Annotated in this window: 17 protein-coding genes and 1 pseudogene; 15 read left to right on the forward strand and 3 right to left on the reverse strand. The window is 50.6% G+C overall.

Going from position 1 to position 22,880, the window contains the following annotated elements; genetic code table 11:
* The first annotated feature begins 310 nt into the window (after window positions 1–310).
* The 5 genes and pseudogenes from AKG09_RS03680 to rhuM all read left to right on the forward strand — a co-directional run.
* Entirely contained in the window at window positions 311–2,599 is a 2,289-nt protein-coding gene (locus AKG09_RS03680; RefSeq protein WP_054618139.1) for a Tex family protein, read from the forward strand.
* Between the two features lie 169 nt (window positions 2,600–2,768).
* Entirely contained in the window at window positions 2,769–4,643 is a 1,875-nt protein-coding gene (locus AKG09_RS03685) for an N-6 DNA methylase (RefSeq protein WP_197272110.1), read from the forward strand.
* Between the two features lie 29 nt (window positions 4,644–4,672).
* Complete coding sequence (locus tag AKG09_RS03690; RefSeq protein WP_082391771.1) at window positions 4,673–6,073, forward strand: restriction endonuclease subunit S; 1,401 nt, start codon at window positions 4,673–4,675, stop codon at window positions 6,071–6,073.
* Window positions 6,051–6,827: a restriction endonuclease subunit S gene (locus tag AKG09_RS03695; RefSeq protein WP_197272111.1), complete on the forward strand. Its 777-nt coding sequence runs from the start codon at window positions 6,051–6,053 to the stop codon at window positions 6,825–6,827. Before AKG09_RS03690 ends, AKG09_RS03695 begins: the two co-directional genes overlap by 23 nt.
* A 42-nt stretch (window positions 6,828–6,869) precedes the next feature.
* A pseudogene (gene rhuM / locus AKG09_RS12385) lies at window positions 6,870–7,674 on the forward strand (RhuM family protein); the annotation flags it as partial.
* Between the two features lie 120 nt (window positions 7,675–7,794).
* On the opposite strand, the gene AKG09_RS03705 reads toward rhuM, so the two are convergent.
* Window positions 7,795–8,571, reverse strand: a complete 777-nt coding sequence (locus AKG09_RS03705) for an IclR family transcriptional regulator (RefSeq protein ID WP_054618330.1) — start codon at window positions 8,569–8,571, stop codon at window positions 7,795–7,797.
* 318 nt (window positions 8,572–8,889) lie between these two features.
* Here AKG09_RS03705 and AKG09_RS03710 point away from each other — a divergent pair, with 318 nt between their 5' ends.
* The 3 genes from AKG09_RS03710 (at window position 8,890) to AKG09_RS03720 (ending at window position 13,049) form a co-directional block, all read left to right on the forward strand.
* Window positions 8,890–10,281: a GntP family permease gene (locus tag AKG09_RS03710; protein WP_054618141.1), complete on the forward strand. Its 1,392-nt coding sequence runs from the start codon at window positions 8,890–8,892 to the stop codon at window positions 10,279–10,281.
* Between the two features lie 40 nt (window positions 10,282–10,321).
* The gene (locus tag AKG09_RS03715; RefSeq protein ID WP_054618142.1) at window positions 10,322–11,479 is read left to right on the forward strand and encodes an iron-containing alcohol dehydrogenase; all 1,158 of its coding nucleotides are present in this window, start codon (window positions 10,322–10,324) and stop codon (window positions 11,477–11,479) included.
* 70 nt (window positions 11,480–11,549) lie between these two features.
* Window positions 11,550–13,049, forward strand: a complete 1,500-nt coding sequence (locus tag AKG09_RS03720; RefSeq protein WP_054618143.1) for a CoA-acylating methylmalonate-semialdehyde dehydrogenase — start codon at window positions 11,550–11,552, stop codon at window positions 13,047–13,049.
* Between the two features lie 591 nt (window positions 13,050–13,640).
* Here AKG09_RS03720 and mmsB read toward each other — a convergent pair.
* Window positions 13,641–14,552: a 3-hydroxyisobutyrate dehydrogenase gene (mmsB, locus tag AKG09_RS03725; RefSeq protein ID WP_054618144.1), complete on the reverse strand. Its 912-nt coding sequence runs from the start codon at window positions 14,550–14,552 to the stop codon at window positions 13,641–13,643.
* A 168-nt stretch (window positions 14,553–14,720) separates the two neighbouring features.
* Between mmsB and AKG09_RS03730 the strand changes: the two genes are divergently transcribed.
* Window positions 14,721–15,320 carry a uracil-DNA glycosylase family protein gene (locus AKG09_RS03730; RefSeq protein ID WP_054618145.1) on the forward strand — a complete coding sequence of 200 codons (600 nt, stop codon included), beginning with the start codon at window positions 14,721–14,723 and terminating at the stop codon, window positions 15,318–15,320.
* Between the two features lie 71 nt (window positions 15,321–15,391).
* Here the strand turns inward: AKG09_RS03730 and AKG09_RS03735 are convergent, their stop codons facing one another.
* On the reverse strand, window positions 15,392–16,906 hold the full coding sequence (locus tag AKG09_RS03735; RefSeq protein ID WP_054618146.1) for a polyamine aminopropyltransferase: 1,515 nt from the start codon (window positions 16,904–16,906) through the stop codon (window positions 15,392–15,394).
* Window positions 16,907–17,493: 587 nt separating this feature from the next.
* On the opposite strand from AKG09_RS03735, the gene AKG09_RS03740 reads away from it, so the two are divergent.
* The 6 genes from AKG09_RS03740 to pyrI all read left to right on the forward strand — a co-directional run bounded on the left by AKG09_RS03740 (window position 17,494) and on the right by pyrI (window position 22,785).
* On the forward strand, window positions 17,494–17,892 hold the full coding sequence (locus AKG09_RS03740) for a DUF350 domain-containing protein (RefSeq protein WP_197272112.1): 399 nt from the start codon (window positions 17,494–17,496) through the stop codon (window positions 17,890–17,892).
* Between the two features lie 74 nt (window positions 17,893–17,966).
* Window positions 17,967–18,989: an SPFH domain-containing protein gene (locus tag AKG09_RS03745; protein WP_054618147.1), complete on the forward strand. Its 1,023-nt coding sequence runs from the start codon at window positions 17,967–17,969 to the stop codon at window positions 18,987–18,989.
* Window positions 18,990–19,062: 73 nt separating this feature from the next.
* On the forward strand, window positions 19,063–20,724 hold the full coding sequence (locus tag AKG09_RS03750) for a DUF4178 domain-containing protein (RefSeq protein WP_054618148.1): 1,662 nt from the start codon (window positions 19,063–19,065) through the stop codon (window positions 20,722–20,724).
* Entirely contained in the window at window positions 20,721–21,101 is a 381-nt protein-coding gene (gene speD / locus AKG09_RS03755; RefSeq protein WP_054618149.1) for an adenosylmethionine decarboxylase, read from the forward strand. The genes AKG09_RS03750 and speD overlap by 4 nt, the downstream gene beginning before the upstream one ends.
* Before the next feature lie 294 nt (window positions 21,102–21,395).
* Entirely contained in the window at window positions 21,396–22,316 is a 921-nt protein-coding gene (gene pyrB, locus AKG09_RS03760; protein ID WP_054618150.1) for an aspartate carbamoyltransferase, read from the forward strand.
* Window positions 22,317–22,326: 10 nt separating this feature from the next.
* Window positions 22,327–22,785 (forward strand): aspartate carbamoyltransferase regulatory subunit, encoded by a 459-nt coding sequence (pyrI, locus tag AKG09_RS03765; RefSeq protein ID WP_054618151.1) that lies wholly within the window; start codon window positions 22,327–22,329, stop codon window positions 22,783–22,785.
* The last annotated feature ends 95 nt before the right edge of the window (window positions 22,786–22,880 follow it).

Here is a 22,880-nt window from a genome sequence, read left to right on the forward strand (position 1 = left end):
GAAACAGCAGGAAAAACAGACAAAACAGATGAGCAAAGGCCCGTAATCGGGCCTTTGCTGTATGTACTGAAGGGTATGGGATAAGCATCGCTGCCGTTAGGTAAGTAGGAAGCGGTTCAGACAGGCTTTGCTGTTTTAGCTTATTGCTGTTTTAGCTTATTTAAGAGTTTCTATATTGAAGATAGCTAATAATGGACGGTGCTGGAATAGGTTTACCATTTCACCTTCTTTAAGAAGACCTTTCCCTTTGCCAAACCCTCCCAAAACCGCTATCCTTTTCCCTTTTTTTCTCAGCTTCAAAACCTTCACTATGAACATCATTTCCACCATCGCATCAGAATTAAACGCCACTGCCGCCCAAATCCAAGCCGCCGTCGAATTGCTCGACGACGGCGCCACCGTGCCCTTTATCGCCCGCTACCGCAAAGAAGTAACTGGCGGGCTGGACGACACCCAGCTCCGCAATCTCGCCGAGCGTTTGCAATACCTGCGCGAATTGGAAGAGCGCAAACAAACCGTTTTAAAAAGCATCGAAGAACAAGGCAAACTCACGCCCGAACTTCAGACGGCCATCGAAGCAGCCGACAACAAAACCGCGCTCGAAGACCTCTACCTGCCTTACAAACCTAAACGCCGCACCAAAGCCCAAATCGCCCGCGAAAACGGTTTGCAGCCTTTGGCCGACAGCTTATTGCAGAGGCCGTCTGAAAACCCCGAAACCGCCGCCGAAGCCTATCTGAACGAACAAGTGCCCGACACCAAAGCCGCACTCGACGGCGCGCGCGCCATTCTGATGGAACAGTTCGCCGAAGATGCCGAACTGCTCGGCAACTTGCGCGAAAAACTGTGGAACGAAGCCGAAATCCACGCCCAAGTGGTTGCCGGACAAGAAGAAAGCGGCGAAAAATTCAAAGACTACTTCGACCACCGCGAACCCGTCCGCAACATGCCCAGCCACCGCGCGCTCGCCGTATTGCGTGGCCGCAACGAAGGCGTGCTGCAAGTCGCCCTCAAATACCAGCCAGACGAAACCCCGATTACCGAGCAGAGCGAATACGAAAAAATCATCGCCAAACATTTCGGCATCGCCGACCAAAACCGCCCTGCCGACAAATGGTTGCGCGATACCGTGCGCCTCACTTGGCGCGCCAAAATCTTCCTCTCGCTGGAGCTTGAAGCCTTAGGCCGTCTGAAAGAAGCCGCCGATACCGACGCCATTACCGTGTTCGCCCGCAACCTCAAAGACCTGCTGCTCGCCGCCCCTGCCGGCAGCCTCGCCACCATGGGTCTCGACCCCGGCTTCCGCACCGGCATCAAAGTTGCCGTGGTGGATGACACTGGCAAACTGCTTGACACCGCCGTTGCCTATTTGCACCAAGAAACCAATGCCTTAGCCATCCTCGCACGCCTCATCAAACAACACGGCGTGAAACTGATTGCTATCGGCAACGGCACCGCCAGCCGCGAAACCGACAAACTCGCCGGCGAATTAGTCAAAGGCCTGCCTGAAATGGGGCTGCACAAAATCGTTGTCAGCGAAGCCGGCGCATCCGTTTATTCCGCTTCGGAGCTGGCTGCCAAAGAATTCCCCGAGCTGGACGTTTCCCTGCGCGGCGCCGTTTCCATCGCCCGCCGCCTGCAAGACCCGCTGGCCGAATTGGTGAAAATCGACCCCAAATCCATCGGCGTCGGCCAATACCAGCACGATGTCAACCAAAGCCAACTCGCCAAATCGCTGGATGCCGTGGTGGAAGACTGCGTGAACGCCGTCGGCGTGGACGTGAATACCGCTTCCGCTCCCTTGCTGGCGCGCATTTCCGGCCTCAACAGCACGCTTGCGCAAAACATCGTCGCCTACCGCGACGAAAACGGCGCATTCGACAGCCGTAAAAAACTCCTCAAAGTACCGCGCCTCGGCGAAAAAACCTACGAACAGGCCGCCGGCTTCTTGCGCATCAACGGCGGCAAAGAACCGCTGGACGCATCCGCCGTCCATCCCGAAGCCTACCCCGTCGTCGCCAAAATGCTCGACGACCTGCACATCAAAGCCGCCGACCTCATCGGCAACCGCGAAAAAATCAAACAAATCAAGCCCGCCAGCTACACCACCGACCAATTCGGCCTGCCCACCATCATGGACATCCTCGCCGAACTCGAAAAACCCGGCCGCGACCCGCGCGGCGAATTCCAAACGGCCACCTTTGCCGAAGGCATCAACGAAATCAGCGATTTACAAGTCGGCATGATTTTAGAAGGCGTAGTGAGCAACGTCGCCAACTTCGGCGCATTCGTCGACATCGGCGTACACCAAGACGGCCTCGTCCACATCTCCGCCTTGTCGAATAAATTCGTCCAAGACCCGCGCGAAGTCGTTAAAGCCGGCGATGTCGTTAAAGTAAAAGTATTAGAAGTTGATGCCGCCCGCAAACGCATCGCCCTCACCATGCGCTTGGATGATGAAGCGGGCAGCGGTTCAGCAAGAAGTGGCAGGCCGTCTGAAAACAGACGCAATGATAGCGGTAGAAACCAGCGTAACCAGCGCGAGCAGGCTCCGGCCAATTCGGCGATGGCGGATGCGTTTGCGAGGTTGAAGCGGTAAATGCATAAAACAATAGCCTAGTATTTACTTTAAAAGATTTAAGCAAGGTTCTAACAAATGCAACTTTCACAATTTTTAAAAGACAGTAACTATAAACTTTCCCAATTTAGCGAAACACACATAGCTTTACTAGAAAGCAGTATTTTTCAAAAAACAGGTAAAAACGGCGATGTTCCCTATACAAAATGCTTGGTACGCAAAAAAAGAAATCAAGCTCACCCCCGAAGAGGCTGTGCGCCAACTGTATCTGCTCAAGCTGCATCAGGATTACGGCTATCCCTATGAGCGCATGGAATTGGAATACTCCGTTGTGTTCGGACGTGAGAAGAAACGTGCCGACATCGTGATTTTCGACCGCGACAATCCCAATACCGTTTATGTGATTGTCGAATTGAAAAAGCCCAAACTTAAAGACGGCAAAGAGCAGCTCAAATCTTATTGCAATGCCACAGGTGCGCCCATCGGCGTATGGACAAACGGCGACAGCATCTCCTATTACAACCGTCGCGACCCCAATTATTTCAAAGATATTCCTGATATTCCCAAAGCGAGTGAAAAACTTTCCGACATATTAAGCGAGCGTTGGACAATCACCACGCTTATTGCCAACGACAAAATTGCCAAACAGCGCAAATCACTGAAAGATTTGGTGGTTGAAATGGAAGACGAAGTATTGGCCAATGCAGGTGTAGATGTATTTGAAGAACTCTTCCAGCTGATTTTTACCAAGCTATATGACGAGATGGAAAGCACGCGCAACCGCAGCCGCCATCTCGAGTTCCGCAACTACGGCGATACCGAAAGCGAGCTTAAAGCAAAAATACAAGCGCTTTTTGACCGCGCCAAAGCCAAATGGGAAGGCGTATTTTCCGAAAGTGCCAAAATCAACCTTTCCCCTTCGCATTTGGCGATTTGCGTTTCATCATTAGAAGAAGTCAAGCTGTTTAACTCCAATCTCGATGTGGTGGACGAAGCGTTTGAATACCTGATCAACAAATCCAGCAAAGGCGAAAAAGGGCAATACTTTACACCACGTTATGTGATTGATATGTGTGTGAAAATGCTTGATCCCAAAGCACACGAAACCGTTATAGATACCGCAGCAGGCAGCTGCGGTTTTCCGGTGCACGCCATTTTTCATGTTTGGGAAAAACAACTTAAAGAAAAAGGCTTAAACCGCAGCCATCTGTTTACTGCTGAAGAAAAGCTGCCCGAACAAACCGATTATGTAGAAGAAAAAGTACTCGCCATTGATTTTGATGAAAAAGCGGTGCGCGTGGCTCGCACGCTTAATCTGATTGCGGGCGACGGTCAAACCAACGTTTTGTATTTGAACACGCTGGATTACGAACGCTGGGAAGACTCCACCAAAGAAGAAAGCTGGGCAGATGTATACGGTAATGGCTGGAAAAAACTGCGTAAGCTCCGCAAAACCAAAGAGCAAAACCGCGATTTCCAGTTTGACATATTGATGGCAAACCCGCCTTTTGCCGGTGAAATTAAAGAAACCCGCATCATTTCCCGTTACGAACTGGGCAAAAAGCCCAACGGCAAATACCAAAGCAAAGTCGGGCGCGATATTCTGTTTATCGAACGCAATCTGGATTTTCTCAAAGACGGCGGGCGTATGGCGGTGGTATTGCCACAAGGCCGTTTCAACAACTCCAGCGACAAATACATCCGCGATTTTATCGCCGAACGCTGCCGCATTCTGGCGGTAGTCGGCCTGCACGGTAATGTGTTCAAACCGCATACCGGCACCAAAACCAGTGTATTGTTTGTACAGAAATGGCATGACGAACTTTGCCCAAAAGTAGATGATTACCCGATTTTCTTTGCCACCATGCAGCAATCCAGCAAAGACAACAGCGGCGACAAAATCTATGTAAAGCATTCAGACGGCCTGCCCGTATTGGACGAACACGGGCATTTAATCGTGAAGCACGATTTGTTTAATCATGACGGTATGACACAAGACGGCATTGCCGAAGCCTTTATCGAATTTGCCAAAAAAGAGGGCTTGTCGTTTGTGGGAAAGAATTAAGCCCTTTTGACGAAGCCAAATATCAGGCTTTGTTGGAAGGGCTGGAAGTGAGAGAGATAAAATTATCAGTAGTAAATGAAAATAAAGATTACCGTATTGATACAGATTTCTGGACGAAAGAACCTAAAAAAAACCCTAACTTGCAATATATAAAAATCAAAGATTGTCTTTTAAAATCACAATATGGAATTTCAGTATCCATGAATGAAGATGGAATTGGTTATCCAATTTATAGAATGAATGAGATTCACAATATGATGTGTGATTTTTCTGTGTCTAAGTATGCAGATATTTCAGAAATAGAAAAGAAAAAATTTATTTTAAAAGATAGGGATGTTTTATTTAATAGAACAAACTCATTTGAATGGGTTGGTAGGACAGGAATTTTTTATGAGCAAGAGGGAGTGGATTTTATTTTTGCCTCATATTTAGTGCGATTTGTACCGAATGAAGACATTATCTTGCCTGAATATTTGACTACCTATTTGAATACTAAATATGGTATTTGGGATTTAAAAAGAAGAGCAAGGCAATCTATCAATCAAACGAATATTAATCCTGAAGAGGTAAAAGAAACTTTTATACCATTGTTAAATAAGAATATTCAATTAAAAATTAAAGAATGTTTTGATTCTTCTAAACAAACACTAATTCAGTCTTCTCAGTTATATGCCGAAGCGGAAGAATTATTACTGGAAAATCTAGGCCTAAAAAACTTTCAAGTAGCCTGCAATCCTTTCAATATCAAATCCTTAAAGGAGAGTTTTTTACAAACAGGCAGACTGGACGCAGAATTTTACCAAGTGGTTTACGAACGGCTGGAAGAACATATCAGACAGTATCCGCAAGGTTTTCAGCGTTTGGGTGAGATATGCCGTCTGAAAGACCAAAACTATACGCCGGAAGATGATCAAGAATACAGCTATATCGAATTATCCAATATCGGACATACGGGAGAGATTACCGGCTGCATCCAATCTTTAGGTAAAGATTTACCGTCCCGTGCAAGACGGAAAATACAAACCGGTGATGTGGTTGTTTCCAGCATTGAAGGTTCATTGCAAAGCTGCGCGGTTGTCACGCCCGAATACCACAATGCATTGTGCTCTACAGGGTTTTATGTAGTGTCATCAGAACATATAAATTCTGAAACGCTGTTGGTATTGTTTAAATCACCACTGATTCAGCAGATTTTAAAGAAAAACTGTTCAGGCACGATTTTAACCGCCATCAATAAGAAAGAGTTTTTAAATATACCGTTGCCCGTAATTTGCCCTAAAACACAAACCCAAATCGCAGAATACCTGCAAAAAAGCCAAGCCTTGCGCCGTCAGGCAGCGGAACTGCTCGCAGAGGCAAAAAACAGCGTAGAGCATGAAATTGAAAATATTCAATTAAATCAAATAAATGCGGGGGGGGGTAAATCATAATATTATCAAAGACTTATTGGATAAAGCCGCATACTGGGCAAAATTGGCTGAATGGATATTACTGGAAAACCTGTTTTTCAGACGGCCTGAGAATATTTCTGTGCAACTGTTCAGTCAATCTTTCGGTAGCAGCGGACGTTTGGATGCTGAATATTACCAACCCAAGTTTGACCGACTGCTTACCCATATCCGCAAACAAAAATACGCCCGCTTGGGAGATTTGGTCGATTTATCTAAATCGGTTGAGCCGGGTTCTGAGGCTTACCGTGATGAAGGCATACCGTTTGTGCGTGTGGCGGATTTATCTGAATTTGGTATTGCCCCGACAGATAAATTTTTAAGCCCGGAAAATTTTCATGATGTTATCCGCCCCAAAAAAGACACCTTATTGTTAAGCAAAGACGGTACGGTCGGCATCGCTTATCGTGTGCCGCAGAATATGAATGTGATTACTTCGGGCGCAATTGTGCATCTGAATATTAAACCACAATATCGCGAAACCCTGCTGCCCGATTATCTGGCTTTGGTATTAAATTCGCCCGCAGTTCGTTTACAGGCAGAACGCGATGCGGGCGGCTCGATTATTCAGCATTGGAAGCCGTCTGAAATAAAAGAAGTTTTAATTCCTATATTGCCTTTATCCATGCAGAAAGATATCAGTGATAAAGTGCAGTATAGTTTTATGCTGAAAAAACAAAGTGAAAACTTGTTGGAAGAAACCAAAAAACGGGTAGAGCAAGAAATTGAAAATTAAGAAATGAAGATATAGGATATTTTTGAATAACTTGTTGCGAGCATCGAAAAAAATGGCCAACACCCCCTTATTCTCTACACCACACAAGACGGCCTATCTCAATTCGTTTTGCGCGAATTAGGCGGACAGCTTTGGTTAACACAGTTGGAAATAGCCGAGCTGTATCAAACCACCGTTTCCAATATCAATAAGCATATCAAAGCGATATTGGCTGAAAAAGAAATGGAGGAACGGGCAACTATTGAGTATTACTCAATAGTTCAAACCGAAGGCGGGCGGCAGGTAAGCCGCGAAATCGCCCATTATTCCCTGCCGATGATTATCGCCGTCGGCTACCGTGTGCGCTCTTCACGCGGTACGCAGTTCCGCCAATGGGCAACACGCACTTTGGGAGAGTACCTGCAAAAAGGCTTTGTATTGGATGACGAACGTCTGAAAAACCCGCCGGTTGGCACAATCCCTGCGCCGGATTATTTTGATGAGTTGCTGGAACGCATCCGTGATATCCGCGCTAGCGAAAAGCGGGTCTATTTACGTGTGCGAGAGATTTTTGCGCTGGCTGCGGATTATCAGCCCAGCTTTAAAGAAACTACTCAATTTTTTAAAATCATTAGATCAGGCACAGCGTAAAAAGCAGGTATTTCTAAAAAATTAGGCGGAAAAGCTGGATCAATTTTTAGCATTTAACGACCGTGAAGTGCGGTAAGGAGCAGGTAAAATCAGCAAAAAACAGGTCGATATCAAAGCAGAAGCCGAATACGAACGCTATATGGCTGTACAGCGTCAAATCAAAGAGCAGCAGGGTGAGGGCGACATCGCCGAATTATTGCGCCTGCAAGCTAAAAAGTGTGAAGGCCGCAAAAAACTTAAAGTTTGTTATGGCGTTGTTGCTTTGTGTCGGGGATTAAGTGGTTTAATCATAAATGCCTGTCTGAAAAAGTTTCAGACAGGCATTGTAGTTTTCAAACTAAGCAGATTTAGGTTCTTGAAACAAAAGTTTACTGATTTCTTCCGAGGCCGCTTTCATGTCGGGAACGAAAGCGAGCAGGTCGTCGAGGCTTTTGCGGATGGTGGGGGCGTGGGTGTATAGGGCGGCGATGAATTGGCCGTCTGCATCGAGCACGGGTACGGAGCAGCCGACCATGCCGGAAATGAATTCTTCATCGTCAAAGCCGATGCCGGTTTTGCCGATTTTTTTTATGGCTTGTTCTAAAGCTTTGGGGTCGGTGAGGGTGTTTTGTGTCATGCGGGTGGGTTGCATGTGTTCGATCAGCCGTTTGCGTTTTAATGCGGGTAGCGAGCTGAGGTAGAGCTTGCCGCCGGCCGTGCAATACAGCGGTACTTGCGTGCCGCTGGGCAGATAAACTTGTAGCGGCCAGTTGGTTTGTACGCGGTCGGTATAAGACATGCAGTTGCCGTTGGGCACGCTGATGCCGCAGGTTTCGCCGATTTTGGCGGAAAGCGTACCTAAAATTGCTATCCGTTCCGCTTGATGGTGTTTGCTTTGCCAGATGTTGACGCTCAGTCTTAGTGAGCGGATGCCCGGCACGATTCCGCCTTGTAAATCGGTTTGGATGAATTGCTCGTTTTCCAGCAGTTTGAGCAGGCGGTGTAGGCTGGGTTTGGGGATGTCCAAATCTTGAATCAAATCTTGCGGAGTGGGTGGGCGGTCTGCGGCGGCCACTGCTTCGATAATTTCTAAAACCCGCGTGATGGATGAACCTCTGCCGGAAGATATATCCAATTTTCTTTCCTTTTGCATGATCATTAAAGATAAGCTGTTGTGAAATAAGCTGATTTATGAATCTGAAATGCTCAAAATCAATTATATATAACTTATTCTGATTGTAAACATTAGAAATTATGATTTTATCCTAACCTTTGTCATTCATATAATCGGCTAAAACGATACAATTTGTTTCAAATTAATAAAATTATATTGAAAAGTAGTGAGTGAATTTCGCGACAACAAAACAAATTAAGAATAAGCCGGCTGCCTATAAACGGAAAAGCTACTGATAAAGCCGGCCCGACAAATGGCAAATGGAAGGAGAAACCGATTATGTTGAGTTTGACAGGCATTGTGCTTTCACTGGTACTTTTGATGATTTTGGCATATAGAGGTATCAGTGTTTTGATTTTGGCCCCTTTGCTGGCGATGTTGGCGGTGTTGTTCAGTGCGCCCTCCAATGAGCTTTTGGGTACATACACACAAGTGTTTATGCAGGGGATGGGTGGATTTGCGATTAAGTTTTTCCCGATTTTTCTGTTGGGCGCGATTTTCGGCAAATTGATGGAGGATTCCGGCGCGGCGCACAGTATTGCCCATGCTTTGGTGGATAAATTGGGCAAGCAGAAAGCTTTGCTGTCGATTGTGTTGGCTTCGGCTATTTTGACCTACGGCGGGGTGTCGGTGTTTGTAGTGACTTTTGCCGTGTATCCGATTGCAGCGGCGTTGTTCCGCGAGATTGATATTCCCAAACGTTTGATTCCCGGCGCTATTTCAGTGGGTGCGCTCACGTTTACCATGACCGCCATGCCGGGCACGCCTTCTATTCAGAATGCGATTCCGATTCCTTATTTTCAAACCGATGCGTTTGCATCTCCGGGCTTGGGTGTGATTGCCGGAGTGGTTATGTTTATTTTCGGCATGATGTGGCTTAACCGCCGCCTCAAGCATGCGGCAGCGGCTGGCGAGGGCTATGGCAAGCATTACGATAGCCATGTGAAAGAGCAGGATTTCAAACATTTGCCGGGTTTGGCCAAGGCGCTGGTTCCGATTATTGTGGTGATTGCGTTGAACTACGCGTTAACCAAGTTTATCTTCCCCATGATGGACACGGCTTATTTGGCTGAGAAAAAATTCGGCGGCGTTTCCCTCAATTCGGTGGTCGGCTTGTGGGCGATTATCGCGGCTTTGGTGGCGGGATGTGTGTTTCTGATTTTTGCCAACATGAAATATTGGCGCAATTTGAAAAAGTCGCTAAATGACGGTGCGATGGGCTCATTACTGCCGATTTTCAACACGGCATCTGAAGTGGGCTACGGCTCGGTAATTGCCACTTTGGCGGGCTTTATCATCCTGCGTGATTTTATGGTTGGGCTTTCGCCGGATAATCCTTTGATTTCCGAAGCGATTGTCGTGAATGTGATGGCGGGTATTACCGGCTCGGCTTCCGGCGGTATGAGTATTGCACTCAGCGCGATGGGCGAAACCTATGTGCAGATGGCCAACCAAACCGGCACCTCGCTCGAGCTGATGCACCGTGTGGCATCGATTGCATCGGGTGGTTTGGACGCGCTGCCGCACAACGGCGCCGTGATTACCATGCTGGCGATTTGCGGCTTAACGCATAGGGAATCTTATTTGGATATTTTGGTGGTTGCCGTGATTGTGCCGTTGATTGCTTTGGCTGCCGTGGTCGGGCTGGGTACTGTGTTCGGTTCGTTTTAATGCCTGTCTGAAAAAAGACGGAAGATAAATAGGAGGAATTATGTCCGCACAAGTTGTATTACCCCGTTTTATGCACATCGGTAGGCATGCCTGCGAAAAGCTGCCGGAGTTGGTAAAAACTTTAGGCTGCAGCAAGCCTTTGATTGTAACCGACAAAATGATGGTTCAGCTCGGCTATGTGCAGCAGGTTTGCGATATTTTGAACTCAGACGGCCTCAAAGCCGATATTTATGACGATACCGTGCCTGAGCCTACCGATTCTTCGATTGAAGCGGGCGTGGAAAAGGTGAAAAACGGCAATTACGACATCATTATCGCTTTAGGCGGCGGCAGCCCGATAGACAGCGCCAAAGCCATTGCCGTGTTGGGCAAGTTCGGCGGCAATATACGCGAATACAAATTTCCACGCCAAGTGAACGAACACGGCATGCCGTTGATTGCCGTGCCCACCACGGCGGGCACAGGTTCCGAGTGTACGCGCTTTACCATCATCACGGATGAAGCCACCAGCGAAAAACTGTTATGCGTCGGTTTGGGATTTATGCCCACGGCGGCAGTGATTGATTACGAGCTGACCGTGAGCGTGCCGCAGCGCACCACTGCCGACACGGGCATCGACGCGCTCACCCATGCCATCGAAGCTTATGTGAGTAAAAAGGCCAATCCGTATAGCGATGCGCAGGCTTTGGCGGCCATGAAGCTGATCGGCGGCAATTTGCGCAAGGTGTATCACAACGGCAGCGACCTTGCCGCGCGCGAAGCCATGATGCTGGGTTCGACTCTGGCGGGCATTGCGTTTTCCAATGCATCGGTTGCGCTGGTGCACGGCATGAGCAGGCCGATAGGCGCGTTTTTCCACGTGCCGCACGGTTTGTCCAACGCCATGCTGCTGCCTGCCGTTACCGCCTATTCCGTGCCAGCCGCGCCGGAACGCTATGCCGAATGCGCCCGCACGGCGGGATTCGCCTCGCATGACGAAGACACGGATACGGCCAACCGGAAGCTGCTTGAAGGATTGGTTGCTTTAAACCGGGAATTGAATGTGCCCACTTTGGCGCAATTCGGTGTGGAAAAAGCCGAATTCGACAAAGTGGTGGAAACCATGGCTGAGCAGGCTTTGGCTTCCGGTTCGCCTGGCAATAATCCGCGCGTACCCGAAAAAGAAGAGATTATCGCCATCTACCGCCAGCTGTGGTAGTCGGCAGGCCTCTATTTTTATGAATTGAAACGGTATGGATATGCCGAAACTTTAAACCAGGAGAAACAACATGAGCCAAATCGTCGGTCATTTCATCAATGGAAAAATCATTGAAGACAAAGCGCGCACACAAGATGTGTACAACCCTTCCACCGGAGAGGTGAGCAAACAGGTGTCGCTGGCTTCCAAAGCCACAGTTGAGGAAGCCATTGCAGCCGCACAAGCCGCGTTCCCCGCATGGCGGCAAACACCGGTTATGAAGCGCGCACGCATTATGTTCAAATACAAAGAGTTGCTGGAGCAAAACCGCGACAAAATCTGCGAACTTATCGGATCGGAACACGGCAAAATTTCGCATGATGCGGCGGGCGAATTGCAGCGCGGCATTGAGAATGTGGAATATGCCTGCGGTGCGCCTGAATTTTTGAAAGGCGACTTCAGCAAAAATGTGGGCCCCGATATCGATTCGTGGTGCGATTTCCAGCCTTTGGGCGTGGTGGCGGGCATTACCCCGTTCAACTTCCCGGCCATGGTGCCTTTGTGGATGTTCCCGCTGGCGATTGTGTGCGGCAATACTTTCGTGTTGAAGCCTTCTGAACGTGATCCGAGCGTGGGCCTCTTTTTGGCGCAGCTGTTGCAGCAGGCAGGTTTGCCTGACGGCGTGTTGAATGTGGTAAACGGCGATAAAGAAGCCGTGGATACGCTGTTGACCGACGAGCGTGTTCAGGCTGTCAGCTTTGTGGGTTCCACGCCGATTGCCAAATATATTTACAGCACCGCCACCGCTCACAGCAAACGTTGCCAGGCATTAGGCGGCGCGAAAAACCATGCCATCGTGATGCCGGATGCGGATTTGGACAACGTAGTGAATTCACTGCTTGGTGCCGCATTTGGTTCGTCGGGCGAACGCTGTATGGCCTTGTCGGTAGCCGTGGCGGTGGGCGACGAAATTGCCGACCGCATGGTAGCGGGCATCAAAGAAGGCATGAAAAACATGAAAGTCGGCCCGTTTTCCGATGCCAGCAACCATTTCGGCCCGTTGATTACCGCCGCACACAAAGCAAAAGTGGAAGGCTATATCGCCAGCGCGGCTGAGCAGGGCGCAACCATTGTGGTGGACGGGCGCAACCCGTCCGTGCCGGGTTATGAAAACGGCTTCTATCTGGGTGGCACGCTGATTGACCACGTTACTCCCGAAATGACCAGCTATCAGGAAGAAATCTTCGGCCCGGTGCTGCAAGTGGTGCGTGTGAAAACCATGCAGGAAGCGATGGACTTGATCAACAAACATATCTACGGCAACGGCACCTGCATCTACACCCGTGACGGTGAAGCGGCCCGTTACTTTGCCGACAATATTTTGGTAGGCATGGTCGGCATCAATATTCCGTTGCCCGTGCCGGTGGCCTATCACAGCTTCGGCGGCTGGAAACAATCCAGCTTCGGCGATTTAGGCGCTTACGGCCGCGACGGCGCGCGTTTCTACACCCGCAGAAAAACCATCACCCAACGCTGGCCGACTTCGGAAGTACGGGAAGGCGCGGTATTCTCGATGCCGACGCTGGGTTAAAATCAAGACTTAAACTGATTTGAATATGCCTGTCTGAAATTTGTTTTTCAGACAGGCATTTTTGTTATGCAGTCATACTTGGGTCTGACCCGAGTATGACGAAACTGCTATTGAATAATTGGTTTAGCTATATACCCCCTCTTAAGCTTACTTCGTTTCCTATTGTTGAAGGTTGCGCTTTATGGCCGCGCGGCCACTTACTTTCTTTGCTTCGCCAAAGAAAGTAAGCAAAGAAAGGCGACCGCGGTTGCCGGTTTGCTGCGCAAACTGCCCTCACTGCGCGGAATTTTCGGGGCGGCCGCTAGTCGCTTCGCTCCGGGAGCGGCCTTGTTTCCCCGAAAATCCCGCTCCGTTCGGCGGCGCCAGCGGGAGGAATGGTTGCAGCATAGATTTCGAATGGCTTAAGTTTACGATTTTTAATTTGGTTTAGATGTGGTTACGATTGTACGATTAGAGGGGTGTCGCAATCGTACGCATAGCTTTTTATCGTCATATTCGCTTGAATTGACGATAGAGTAGCTCTGCCGCAACACAATGCCTGTCTGAAACCTATTTTCAGACAGGCATTCATTATGATTGATAACCCTTAAATCATTTCACCAAACCTTGTTCGTACAAATCAATAATGGCGGAAAAGTCCAGATTGCCTTCGTGGGTTTCGACAAAGCGGTTGTATTGCGCCAGCGCCTGTTCGCCCATCGGCGTGTCGCTGCCGCAGGATTCGGCCAGCGAGCGGGCGAGGTTTAGGTCTTTCAGCATCAAGGCGGCCATGAAGCCGTTTTGATAGCCGCGGCTGGCAGGCGCGTTTTCCATCACGCCGGGATAAGGGTTGTACACATTCAGCACCCAGTTGCCGCCGGAGCTTTTCGACATAATGTCCGACAACACTTGCGCGTCCAAGCCGTTTTTCACACCCAGCGCGATGGCTTCGGATGTGCCGGCCATTAAAATGCCGAGCAGCATATTGTTGCAAATTTTGGCTACCTGCCCCGCGCCGTGGCCGCCTGCGTGGAAAATATTTTTGCCCATGGCTTCAAGCACGGGTTTGGCGCGCTCGAAATCATCGGCACTGCCGCCCACAATAAAGCTTAAGGTGCCGGCTGCCGCGCCCGCCGTTCCTCCGGACACAGGCGCATCAAGGAAAGCAATATCGAATTTGGCGGCCGCCTCTGCCAGTTCGCGCGCATCGGTGGCGGCAATGGTGCTGCAATCAATTACCATGCTGCCTGGGGCCAATTGGCGGAACAGCCCGTTATCCTGTTCGCCCAGATACACATTGCGCACATGCGCGCCTGCCGGCAACATGCTGATAACCAGCTGCGTGTTTTGCGGCAATTCAGACAGGCTGTCTATTTGGTTTGCACCTTGGGCAACCAGATTGGCAACCGCATCTTTGTTTAGATCGAACACGGTTACGTCAAATCCTTTTTTCACCAGATTGGCCGCCATTGGTGCGCCCATATTGCCCAAGCCGATAAATGCGATTTTGTTTTTTTCCGACATGGTTTTCTCCTTTGTTTAGAAATTTTGCCACTTTAAACATAGCAAATTTCTGCTATTTGATACAAATTGTATTATTTTATGCTTTTCATCATGGGAAATGATGGGGTTGGAATTTAAGAGGTTTATTGTTTATAGTTAAGCCCTTTTGAGCATGCCTGTCTGAAAACCATGAACGAACATCTTTTAATCGAAACGCATCCGTTGCCGCCTTTTGCGCCTGCCAACGCCAAACTCTTGATGCTCGGCTCGTTCCCGCCGCCGCGTGCGCGCTGGAAGATGGATTTTTATTATCCGAACTTTCAAAACGATATGTGGCGGATTTTCGGTTTGGTGTTTTTCGGCGATAAAGATTATTTTGTCGAAGCAGGCGGGAAAGCATTTAAAGAGGAGCTGCTGCGTGCATTTCTAACGGAAAAAGGCATTGCCATCAGCGACACGGCGCATCGGGTGCGGCGTTTGCAGGGCAATGCTTCGGATAAGTTTTTAGAAATTGTGGAGCCGGTGGATTTGCGGGGCTTGCTGGCCGGAATACCGTTGTGCCAAACCATTATGACCACGGGCGACAAAGCAACGGATACCTTGCTTTCTTTGATGCCGCCCGATACCGACAAGCCGAAAATCGGCGGGTTTGCCGAGGCGGTGTTTTCAGACAGGCATTTGCGTTTATACCGCTTGCCGTCATCGTCGCGGGCGTATCCGTTGGCTTTGGAGAAGAAGGCCGAGGTTTACGGGCGGTTTTTTGGGGAAATCGGTTTGTTGTATAGTTAATCCACTTACATAATAACGATGCCGTCATATTCGGTTCAAGCCCGAGTATGGCGGTTCAGACAGGCATTTGCTTAGCGCATCACATTGCCCCAATCCTGCTCGAAATAGCTCACCAGAATCTGCGTGTTTAAGAAATTCGGCTCCACTTTTCTGCGCGCCATGTCGGGCGGAAAGCGGAACATTTCGGCGGCGGTTTGGCCGTTGAGGAAACGGGTGGCCACGTCAAACTTTTCCGGCACGGGAAAATGCTTGCTTTTACCTGCCAACACAAACCCCCATTCGCCGAAAGAAGGCACGTAAACATGATACGGCGCGGTGTAAAGCCCGGCCGCTTCAAGCGTGGCTACGATCGACCAATAAGCGTTGGGCGCGAAATAGGGCGAAGTGGACTGCACGGAAATCAAGCCGTCGGGTGCGAGATGGCGCGCAACCAGCCGGTAAACGGGCACGGAATAAAGCTTGCCCAGCGAGAAATTGGCCGGGTCGGGAAAATCGATGATGATCACGTCGAACTTGCCGCCGCTTTCCTCCAGCCATTTGGCCGCGTCGGCGTTCACAATGTGCATCTTCGGGTGGCTGAGCGAACGGTTGTTGAGTTTGCTCAATTCGGCGGAATGCTTGAATGTGTCGGTCATATGCGGGTCGAGATCGACCAGCGTAACCTTCTTCACCTGCGGATATTTCAACACTTCGCGCGCGGCCAGCCCGTCGCCGCCGCCCAGAATCAGAATATTTTGCGCGTTCGGTACCATCTGCATGGCCGGCAGCACCAGAGCCTCATGGTAGCGTGCCTCGTCGCGCGAGGAAAATTGCAGGTTGCCGTTGATATACAGCCGCGTGTCGTCTTTCCAGCGTGTTACCACCAAGCGCTGGTAAGGCGAGTGGCTTTCATACACAATCGGGTCGCCGAAATAGCTTTGTTCGGCCTTGAATGTAATCCTGTTGGCATAAATAAAGGCCAAGCCCAAAATCAGCAACACAAACACGCCGCGGGTTTGGATTGCGCGGTAACGCGGCAGCTGGCTTTTGAACACTTTGGCGGTCAATACCGCCACCGCAGCATTGAGCAGGCCGAACAACAAAGCCGAGCGCGCCATGCCGAGTTTGGGCGCCAGCACCAGCGGAAACAGCAGCGACACGGCAAGCGCGCCGAGATAGTCGAAAGTGAGCACGCGCGAAACCAGCTCTTTAAAATCAGCCTGTTGCTGGTTGAGCACCCGCATCACCAGCGGGATTTCCATGCCCACAACCGTGCCCACGATTAACACCAATGCATAAAGCAGTGTACGGAACGGCGCGGCGGAAAGCCCGAACGCCACAAACAGCGCCAACGCCGACACGCCGCCGATAATCCCCACCAGCAGCTCGATTTCGATAAAACGCGCGAGCGCGTCTTCGTCTTTGATGTATTTGGTTAAGTGCGCACCGATGCCCATGGCAAAAAGATACAGCCCGATAATGGAGGAAAACTGCAAAATACTGTCGCCCAAAAGGTAGCTGGCCAGCGCCGCCATAATCAGCTCGTAGGCCAGCCCGCAGCTGGCCACGATGAACACGGAGATAATCAGGGTGCGGTTGAGTTTCATGGTTTCAGACAGGCATTTAGGGAGAGGGGATTATAACAGTATGCCTGTCTGAACATGTGTTTCAGACAGGCATTTCCGCATTCTGGCGCTTATTCTTGTGTTTTTATGGTAAACCAATTTTGAAACGGTATAGCCGTTATATTTAGATCAAAGATGAGTGTTACGTTCTGTTATTTCACTTGATGCTCGAAGCCTTTGGGGCGTCTGTTCTGCCCGCTGGCGCCGCCGAACGGAGCGGGATTTTCGGGGAAACAAGGCCGCTCCCGGAGCGAAGCGACTAGCGGCCGCCCCGAAAATTCCGCGCAGTGAGGGCAGTTTGCGCAGCAAACCGGCAACCGCGGTCGCCTTTCTTTGCTTACTTTCTTTGGCGAAGCAAAGAAAGTAAGTGGCCGCGCGGCCATGAAGCGCAACTGTGGCTGCCGTGAAGCAGATAAGATTTATATCCTCTTTGCATTGAGATTGAAAACACAATCAATACAACAAGATGCCTGTCTGAATCCGGTATTCAGACAGGCATTATTTTTTGAAAGAACAGCAGGTTTTTATGGCATAATAATCCCCTGTTTTTGCAACCGAATGGAGCAACCGTGAGCATTTCCCTCGCACAATATCTGCTTTATCTGCAATATATGCTGGTCGGCATCTTGATGACGGTGGCCTTTGGTGCTATCTATCTGCGCATCACGCCCGCTGAAGAAATCCGCCTGATCCGAAACGGTAATTTGGCTTGCGCTTTGTCGTTTGGCGGCGCTCTTGTCGGATTTTGCCTGCCGCTGGCTTCCAGCATTTCCCATAGCGTTAACCTGCCTGATTTTATGTTGTGGGGCTTGGGTGCGGCTGTGATTCAGATTCTGGTTTATTTCGCCGCCACCAGAATTGTGCGCGATGCGAATGAAGAGCTGGTGAACAACAACGTGGCGGTGGGCGCATTGTTCTGCGCATTTTCCATCAGTATCGGCTTGCTGAACGCGGCCTGTTTGAGCTGATTGCCGCTCCCGATTATCCAACTAAACGCGCCTTTGCGCACTCGTTAAAACGTTAAAAAATAAGGAATAAGCCCATGCTTGGCAGTTTTATCAAGAAGCAGTTTATTGATGTAATCCAATGGCCCGATCCCGATGAATCTCTGCTGGTGTGGCGCTTTCCGATGGCCGACGAAGAGATTCAAAACGGTGCCAGCCTCACGGTGCGCGAGGCGCAGATGGCGATGTTTGTTGACGAGGGCAAAACCGCCGATGTGTTCTCCCCCGGCCGCTACACGCTCAACACCAACACGCTGCCTGTGCTCACCAACCTGAAAAACTGGGATAAGCTTTTTCAATCACCATTTAAATCAGACGTTTATTTCTTCAACACCAAGCAGCAGCTGGCCCGCAAATGGGGTACGGCGCAGCCGGTAACCGTGCGCGATGCCGAATTCGGCGTGGTGCAGCTGCGCTCGTTCGGCATGTATTCCTACCGCATCAGCGACCCGGCGGCATTTTTCAGGGAAGTTTCAGGTGTGACCACGGCATACAGCGGCGAGCAGCTTGAGCAGCAATTGCGCAATATCGCGATGACCCAGCTGGCCGCTGCCTTCGGCACATCAGGCATTCCGTTTCTCGATATGGCGGCCAACCAAGTGCTGCTGTCGCAAAAAATGGGCGAACTGCTCGCGCCCGAATTTGCCAAACTCGGCTTGCTGCTGGAAAACTTTACCGTTGAAAGCATCACGTTGCCCGAAGCCGTGCAAAAAGCACTCGACAGCAGAATGTCGATGGGCATCATTGGCGATTTGGGCAAATACACGCAATACCAAACCGCCGAAGCCATTCCGATGGCTGCGCAAAACGAAGGCGGCATGGCCGGTATCGGCGCCGGTTTGGGCGTGGGAGCCGGAGTAGGGCAGGCAATGGCCGGAGCGATGGCGGGCATGATGCAGCCGCAGCAGGCCGCCGCACAACAGCCGCAAACTGCCGCGCCGCAGACGGAAGACCCGCAGGCTAAGTTGAGCAAACTCAAAGCGTTGCTCGATGAAGGCTTAATTTCCGCCGAAGATTATGAACAGGCCAAAGCCGAAGTGTTGAAACAACTGATAGGTTGAACCCGCCCGAATGCCTGTCTGAAAGCATCGTTTGTGTTTTCAGACAGGCATTGCGTGATACAAGCGACTTTCTATGAGCGAACCCTTATTCAAAACCGATTGCCCCAGTTGCGGCGCGCCCGTACACGCGCATTCCGCCACGGCGGTTACGCTGGTGTGCGGCTATTGCAACAGTATGCTGGTGCGCCATGATGACAGCATTGCCGACACCGGCCGCGATTCCGCGCTGCTGGAAGACTTCAGCCCGCTGCAAATCGGCACCACGGGCAAATTCAGCACACAGGATTTTACGCTTATCGGCCGCCTGCAAGTGCGCTACGACGAAGGCATGTGGAATGAATGGTACGCTTTGTTTGCCGACGGCACCACAGGCTGGCTTTCGGAAGCGGGCGACCGCTATGTGTTTACCCACGCAGTAAACGATCTGCCCGTAGACACCCCGGAATTTGACGGCACGCGCGCAGGCTTCAGCACATTTAGCTATCAGAATAAAAAATTCATCGCATCGGATGTGCGCAAAATCACGCTGAAACGCTCGGCAGCGCAGGGCGAGTTGCCGTTCGAACTTAAAGAAGACAGTGTTAACCGCGTATCCGACTGGCGTTGGGAGCATCTGTTTCTCACGCTGGATTATGCGCAAAAGCAGCCGCAGGGCTTTCTCGGCAAAGGTGTAACGCTGGATGAATTGCACCTTGCCAACACGCGCAGCGACGATCAGATTAATCAGGCGGCAGGCAGCCTCAAAGGCGTGCGCGAAGCGGAAAACTGCCCGAATTGCGGCTCGCCCGTGCAATGGGTAAACGGTTTGACCGATTTGGTTATCTGCCCATCATGCTGCAGCGAGCTGGACACTTCTACCGGCAAAGCCGAGCTGATTCAAGCCAATGCGATGCGCAAAGCGCAGGAAAAAGCGTTTACGCTGCCTTTGGGTTCGCGCGGCAAAATCAACAACAAAACCTATACCGTTATCGGCGCGCTGCGCAAAGATGAATTGGACGGGGAAACTGCGTTTGACGCGCTTTACAGCAAAGCACTGCAAGGCTTTGTACCGCAAGGCTCGTGGTTTGAATATCTGCTTTATCATCCGCAGGCCGGCTTTTTATGGCTGGTGGAAACTTCCGAGGATGAATGGAGCCTGTCTGAAACGCTGAATGTTTGGCCGCGCCTTGATATCAACGGCCAGCCGCAAGGCTGCCCCAAGCTTTATGATTACGGCGGCCGGGTCAACTATGCAGCGGGTGCGTTTTATTGGCATATCCGGCAAGGCGACATCAATTATTATTCCGACTATAAACAAGGCCATGAAAAGCTGAGTGCCGAATATTCGGCGCATGAGCTGGCGTGGAGCAAAAGCACGCCGGTCGGTTACCGGAAAATTGTCGAATGGTTCAACCTGCCGGATAAGGCGCCGAATTATACGGCAGAAATGCAAGCCGATGGCGCCTCGCAAGGTTTGCTTATCGTAACGCTGGCGGTTTTTATATTTCTAAACCTGCCTGCGCTGTTTATGTCGGAAGATTTTATACAGTCATTGGTGCTGTTGGGCGTAGGTGCTTACTTGGTGTTTAACCGGAGAAGAGAGGAAGGCGTGAGCATAGCGGGCTTCGTATCGTTTTCCGTGTTGTTGATTCTATTGATTACTTTTGTACATTACATTTTGATGACCGATATGAGCGGCAGCAGCGGCTATATCGGCACAGGCCGCGGCGGCGGTTTCTCGGGAGGCCATAAATGAGCTATCAGCCGAGCAGCCACGGTTTGCTGGATTTATACGGTTGCGATGCAGCCATGCTGCGGGATGAGGCCTGTCTGAAAAACTTGCTGCGCCAAGCGGCCGAAGCAGCGGGCGCAACCGTGTTGGGCGGGCATTTCCACCGCTTCGGCGGCGAGGGTGGCGTAACCGGCGTGTTGCTCTTGGCCGAATCACACATCAGCATCCACACCTGGCCTGAACACAGCTTCGCCGCGCTGGATATTTTTCTGTGTGGCGAAATGCAGATAGAGCAGGCCAAACGGTTTTTGTGCGAAGCCTTTCAGCCGAAGCAGTTTGAATGGCGGGTGGAGAAACGCGGCGCGCAGCTCGGGCAGCTTATTAATAATGAATCAACTTAAAAATGGCACAACCGTCATACTCGGGGCAAGCCCGAGTATGACGGCATTGTTATAATGTAGGCGGTGTAACTATAATCGGATGCCTGTCTGAAACCCGTTTTCAGACAGGCATGGTTTATGCGATAATCGCACCGATTTCAGCAACGGAACCGACATGAAACCGCAAATGCACAATCCGGCCAATGATACACGAGCAGCCGCCATCCGTTGCCGCGGCCGAGCCCGTTTTGTTTAAGCAAGCAAACGGGCTTTTTTATGGCTGGTGCATCAGCAAAAAACCTTAAAGGAACCACGATGGCTAATCTTTTATACCGACAGAATCTGATTTCCATTTCCGATCTTTCCACCGAGCAGCTCGAATTGCTGCTGCACACGGCGCTTAAGCTCAAAGCCGAACCGCGCAGCGATTTGCTGGAAGGGAAATTGATCGGTTCCTGCTTTTTCGAGCCCTCCACGCGCACGCGCCTCTCGTTTGAAACTGCCGTGCAGCGGTTGGGCGGCAAAGTGATCGGCTTTGCCGACGGCGCCAATACCAGCGCGAAAAAAGGCGAAACGTTGGCCGACACGGCGCGCATCATTTCCAGCTACACAGATGCCATCATCCAGCGCCATCCTAAAGACGGCGCTGCGCGGGTGGCAGCCGAATTTTCCAGCGTGCCCGTGATCAACGCCGGCGACGGCACCAACCAGCATCCAAGCCAAACCCTGCTGGATTTGGTTACCATCTATGAAACGCAAGGCACGCTCAGCAATCTGAAAATCGCCATGGCAGGCGATTTGAAATACGGCCGCACCGTACATTCGCTGGCGCAGGCGCTCAAGCGCTGGGGGTGCAGCTTCGCTTTTGTTTCCCCGCCCAGCCTGGCGATGCCCGCTTACATTACCGAAGAGCTGGACGAAGCCGGCTGCCGCTATGAAATCCTGCCCGATTTGGAAAGCGCCGTCGAATGGGCCGACATCCTCTACATGACCCGCGTGCAGCGCGAGCGTTTCGATGAGCAGGAGTTTGCCAAAATCCAGGGCAAGTTCAACCTGAGCGCCGACATGTTAGGCAATGCCAAAGACAATCTGCGCATCCTACACCCGCTGCCGCGCGTCGACGAAATCCACCCGAACGTCGATGCCACGCCTTATGCTTATTATTTCGAGCAGGCCACCAACGGTGTGTATGCGCGGATGGCGATTTTGTCTTTGATTTTGAATGAAGAAGTGTAAGGAGCGCGAGATGGATAAGAAACAATACAGCGTAGAAGCCATTCAGACAGGCACGGTGATCGACCACATCCCGGCAGGCAAAGGCTTGACGATTCTGCGCCAATTCAAGCTGCTGCATTACGGCAGCGCCGTAACCGTGGGCTTTAATCTGCCGAGCAAAACGCAGGGCTGCAAAGACATCGTGAAAATTTCCGGCGTGCATTTCGACGAACAAACCGCCAACCGCCTGGCCTTATTCGCCCCGGAAGCCACGGTCAACGTGATTGAAGATTTCAAAGTAGTGCAAAAAATGCAGCTGCGCCTGCCCGAAACCATCAGCGAAGTGTTCCATTGCCCCAATCTGAACTGCGCCAGCCGCGAAGAGCCGGTAAAAAGCCGCTTTTATGTGAACACGCAAGGCGGCCAAACTAAGCTGAAATGCCATTATTGCGAAAAAACTTTCCCGCGCGATGTGGTGGTGGAAGCGTAAAGATTGTGCGTTGGATTTAAAAACGATGCCTGTCTGAAATGTGGTTTCAGACAGGCATTAATAAAAAAATAGATTATATAAAAATTATTGGATTC

This window comes from Neisseria sp. 83E34, from assembly GCF_001308015.1.
Taxonomy (GTDB): Bacteria; Pseudomonadota; Gammaproteobacteria; order Burkholderiales; family Neisseriaceae; genus Neisseria.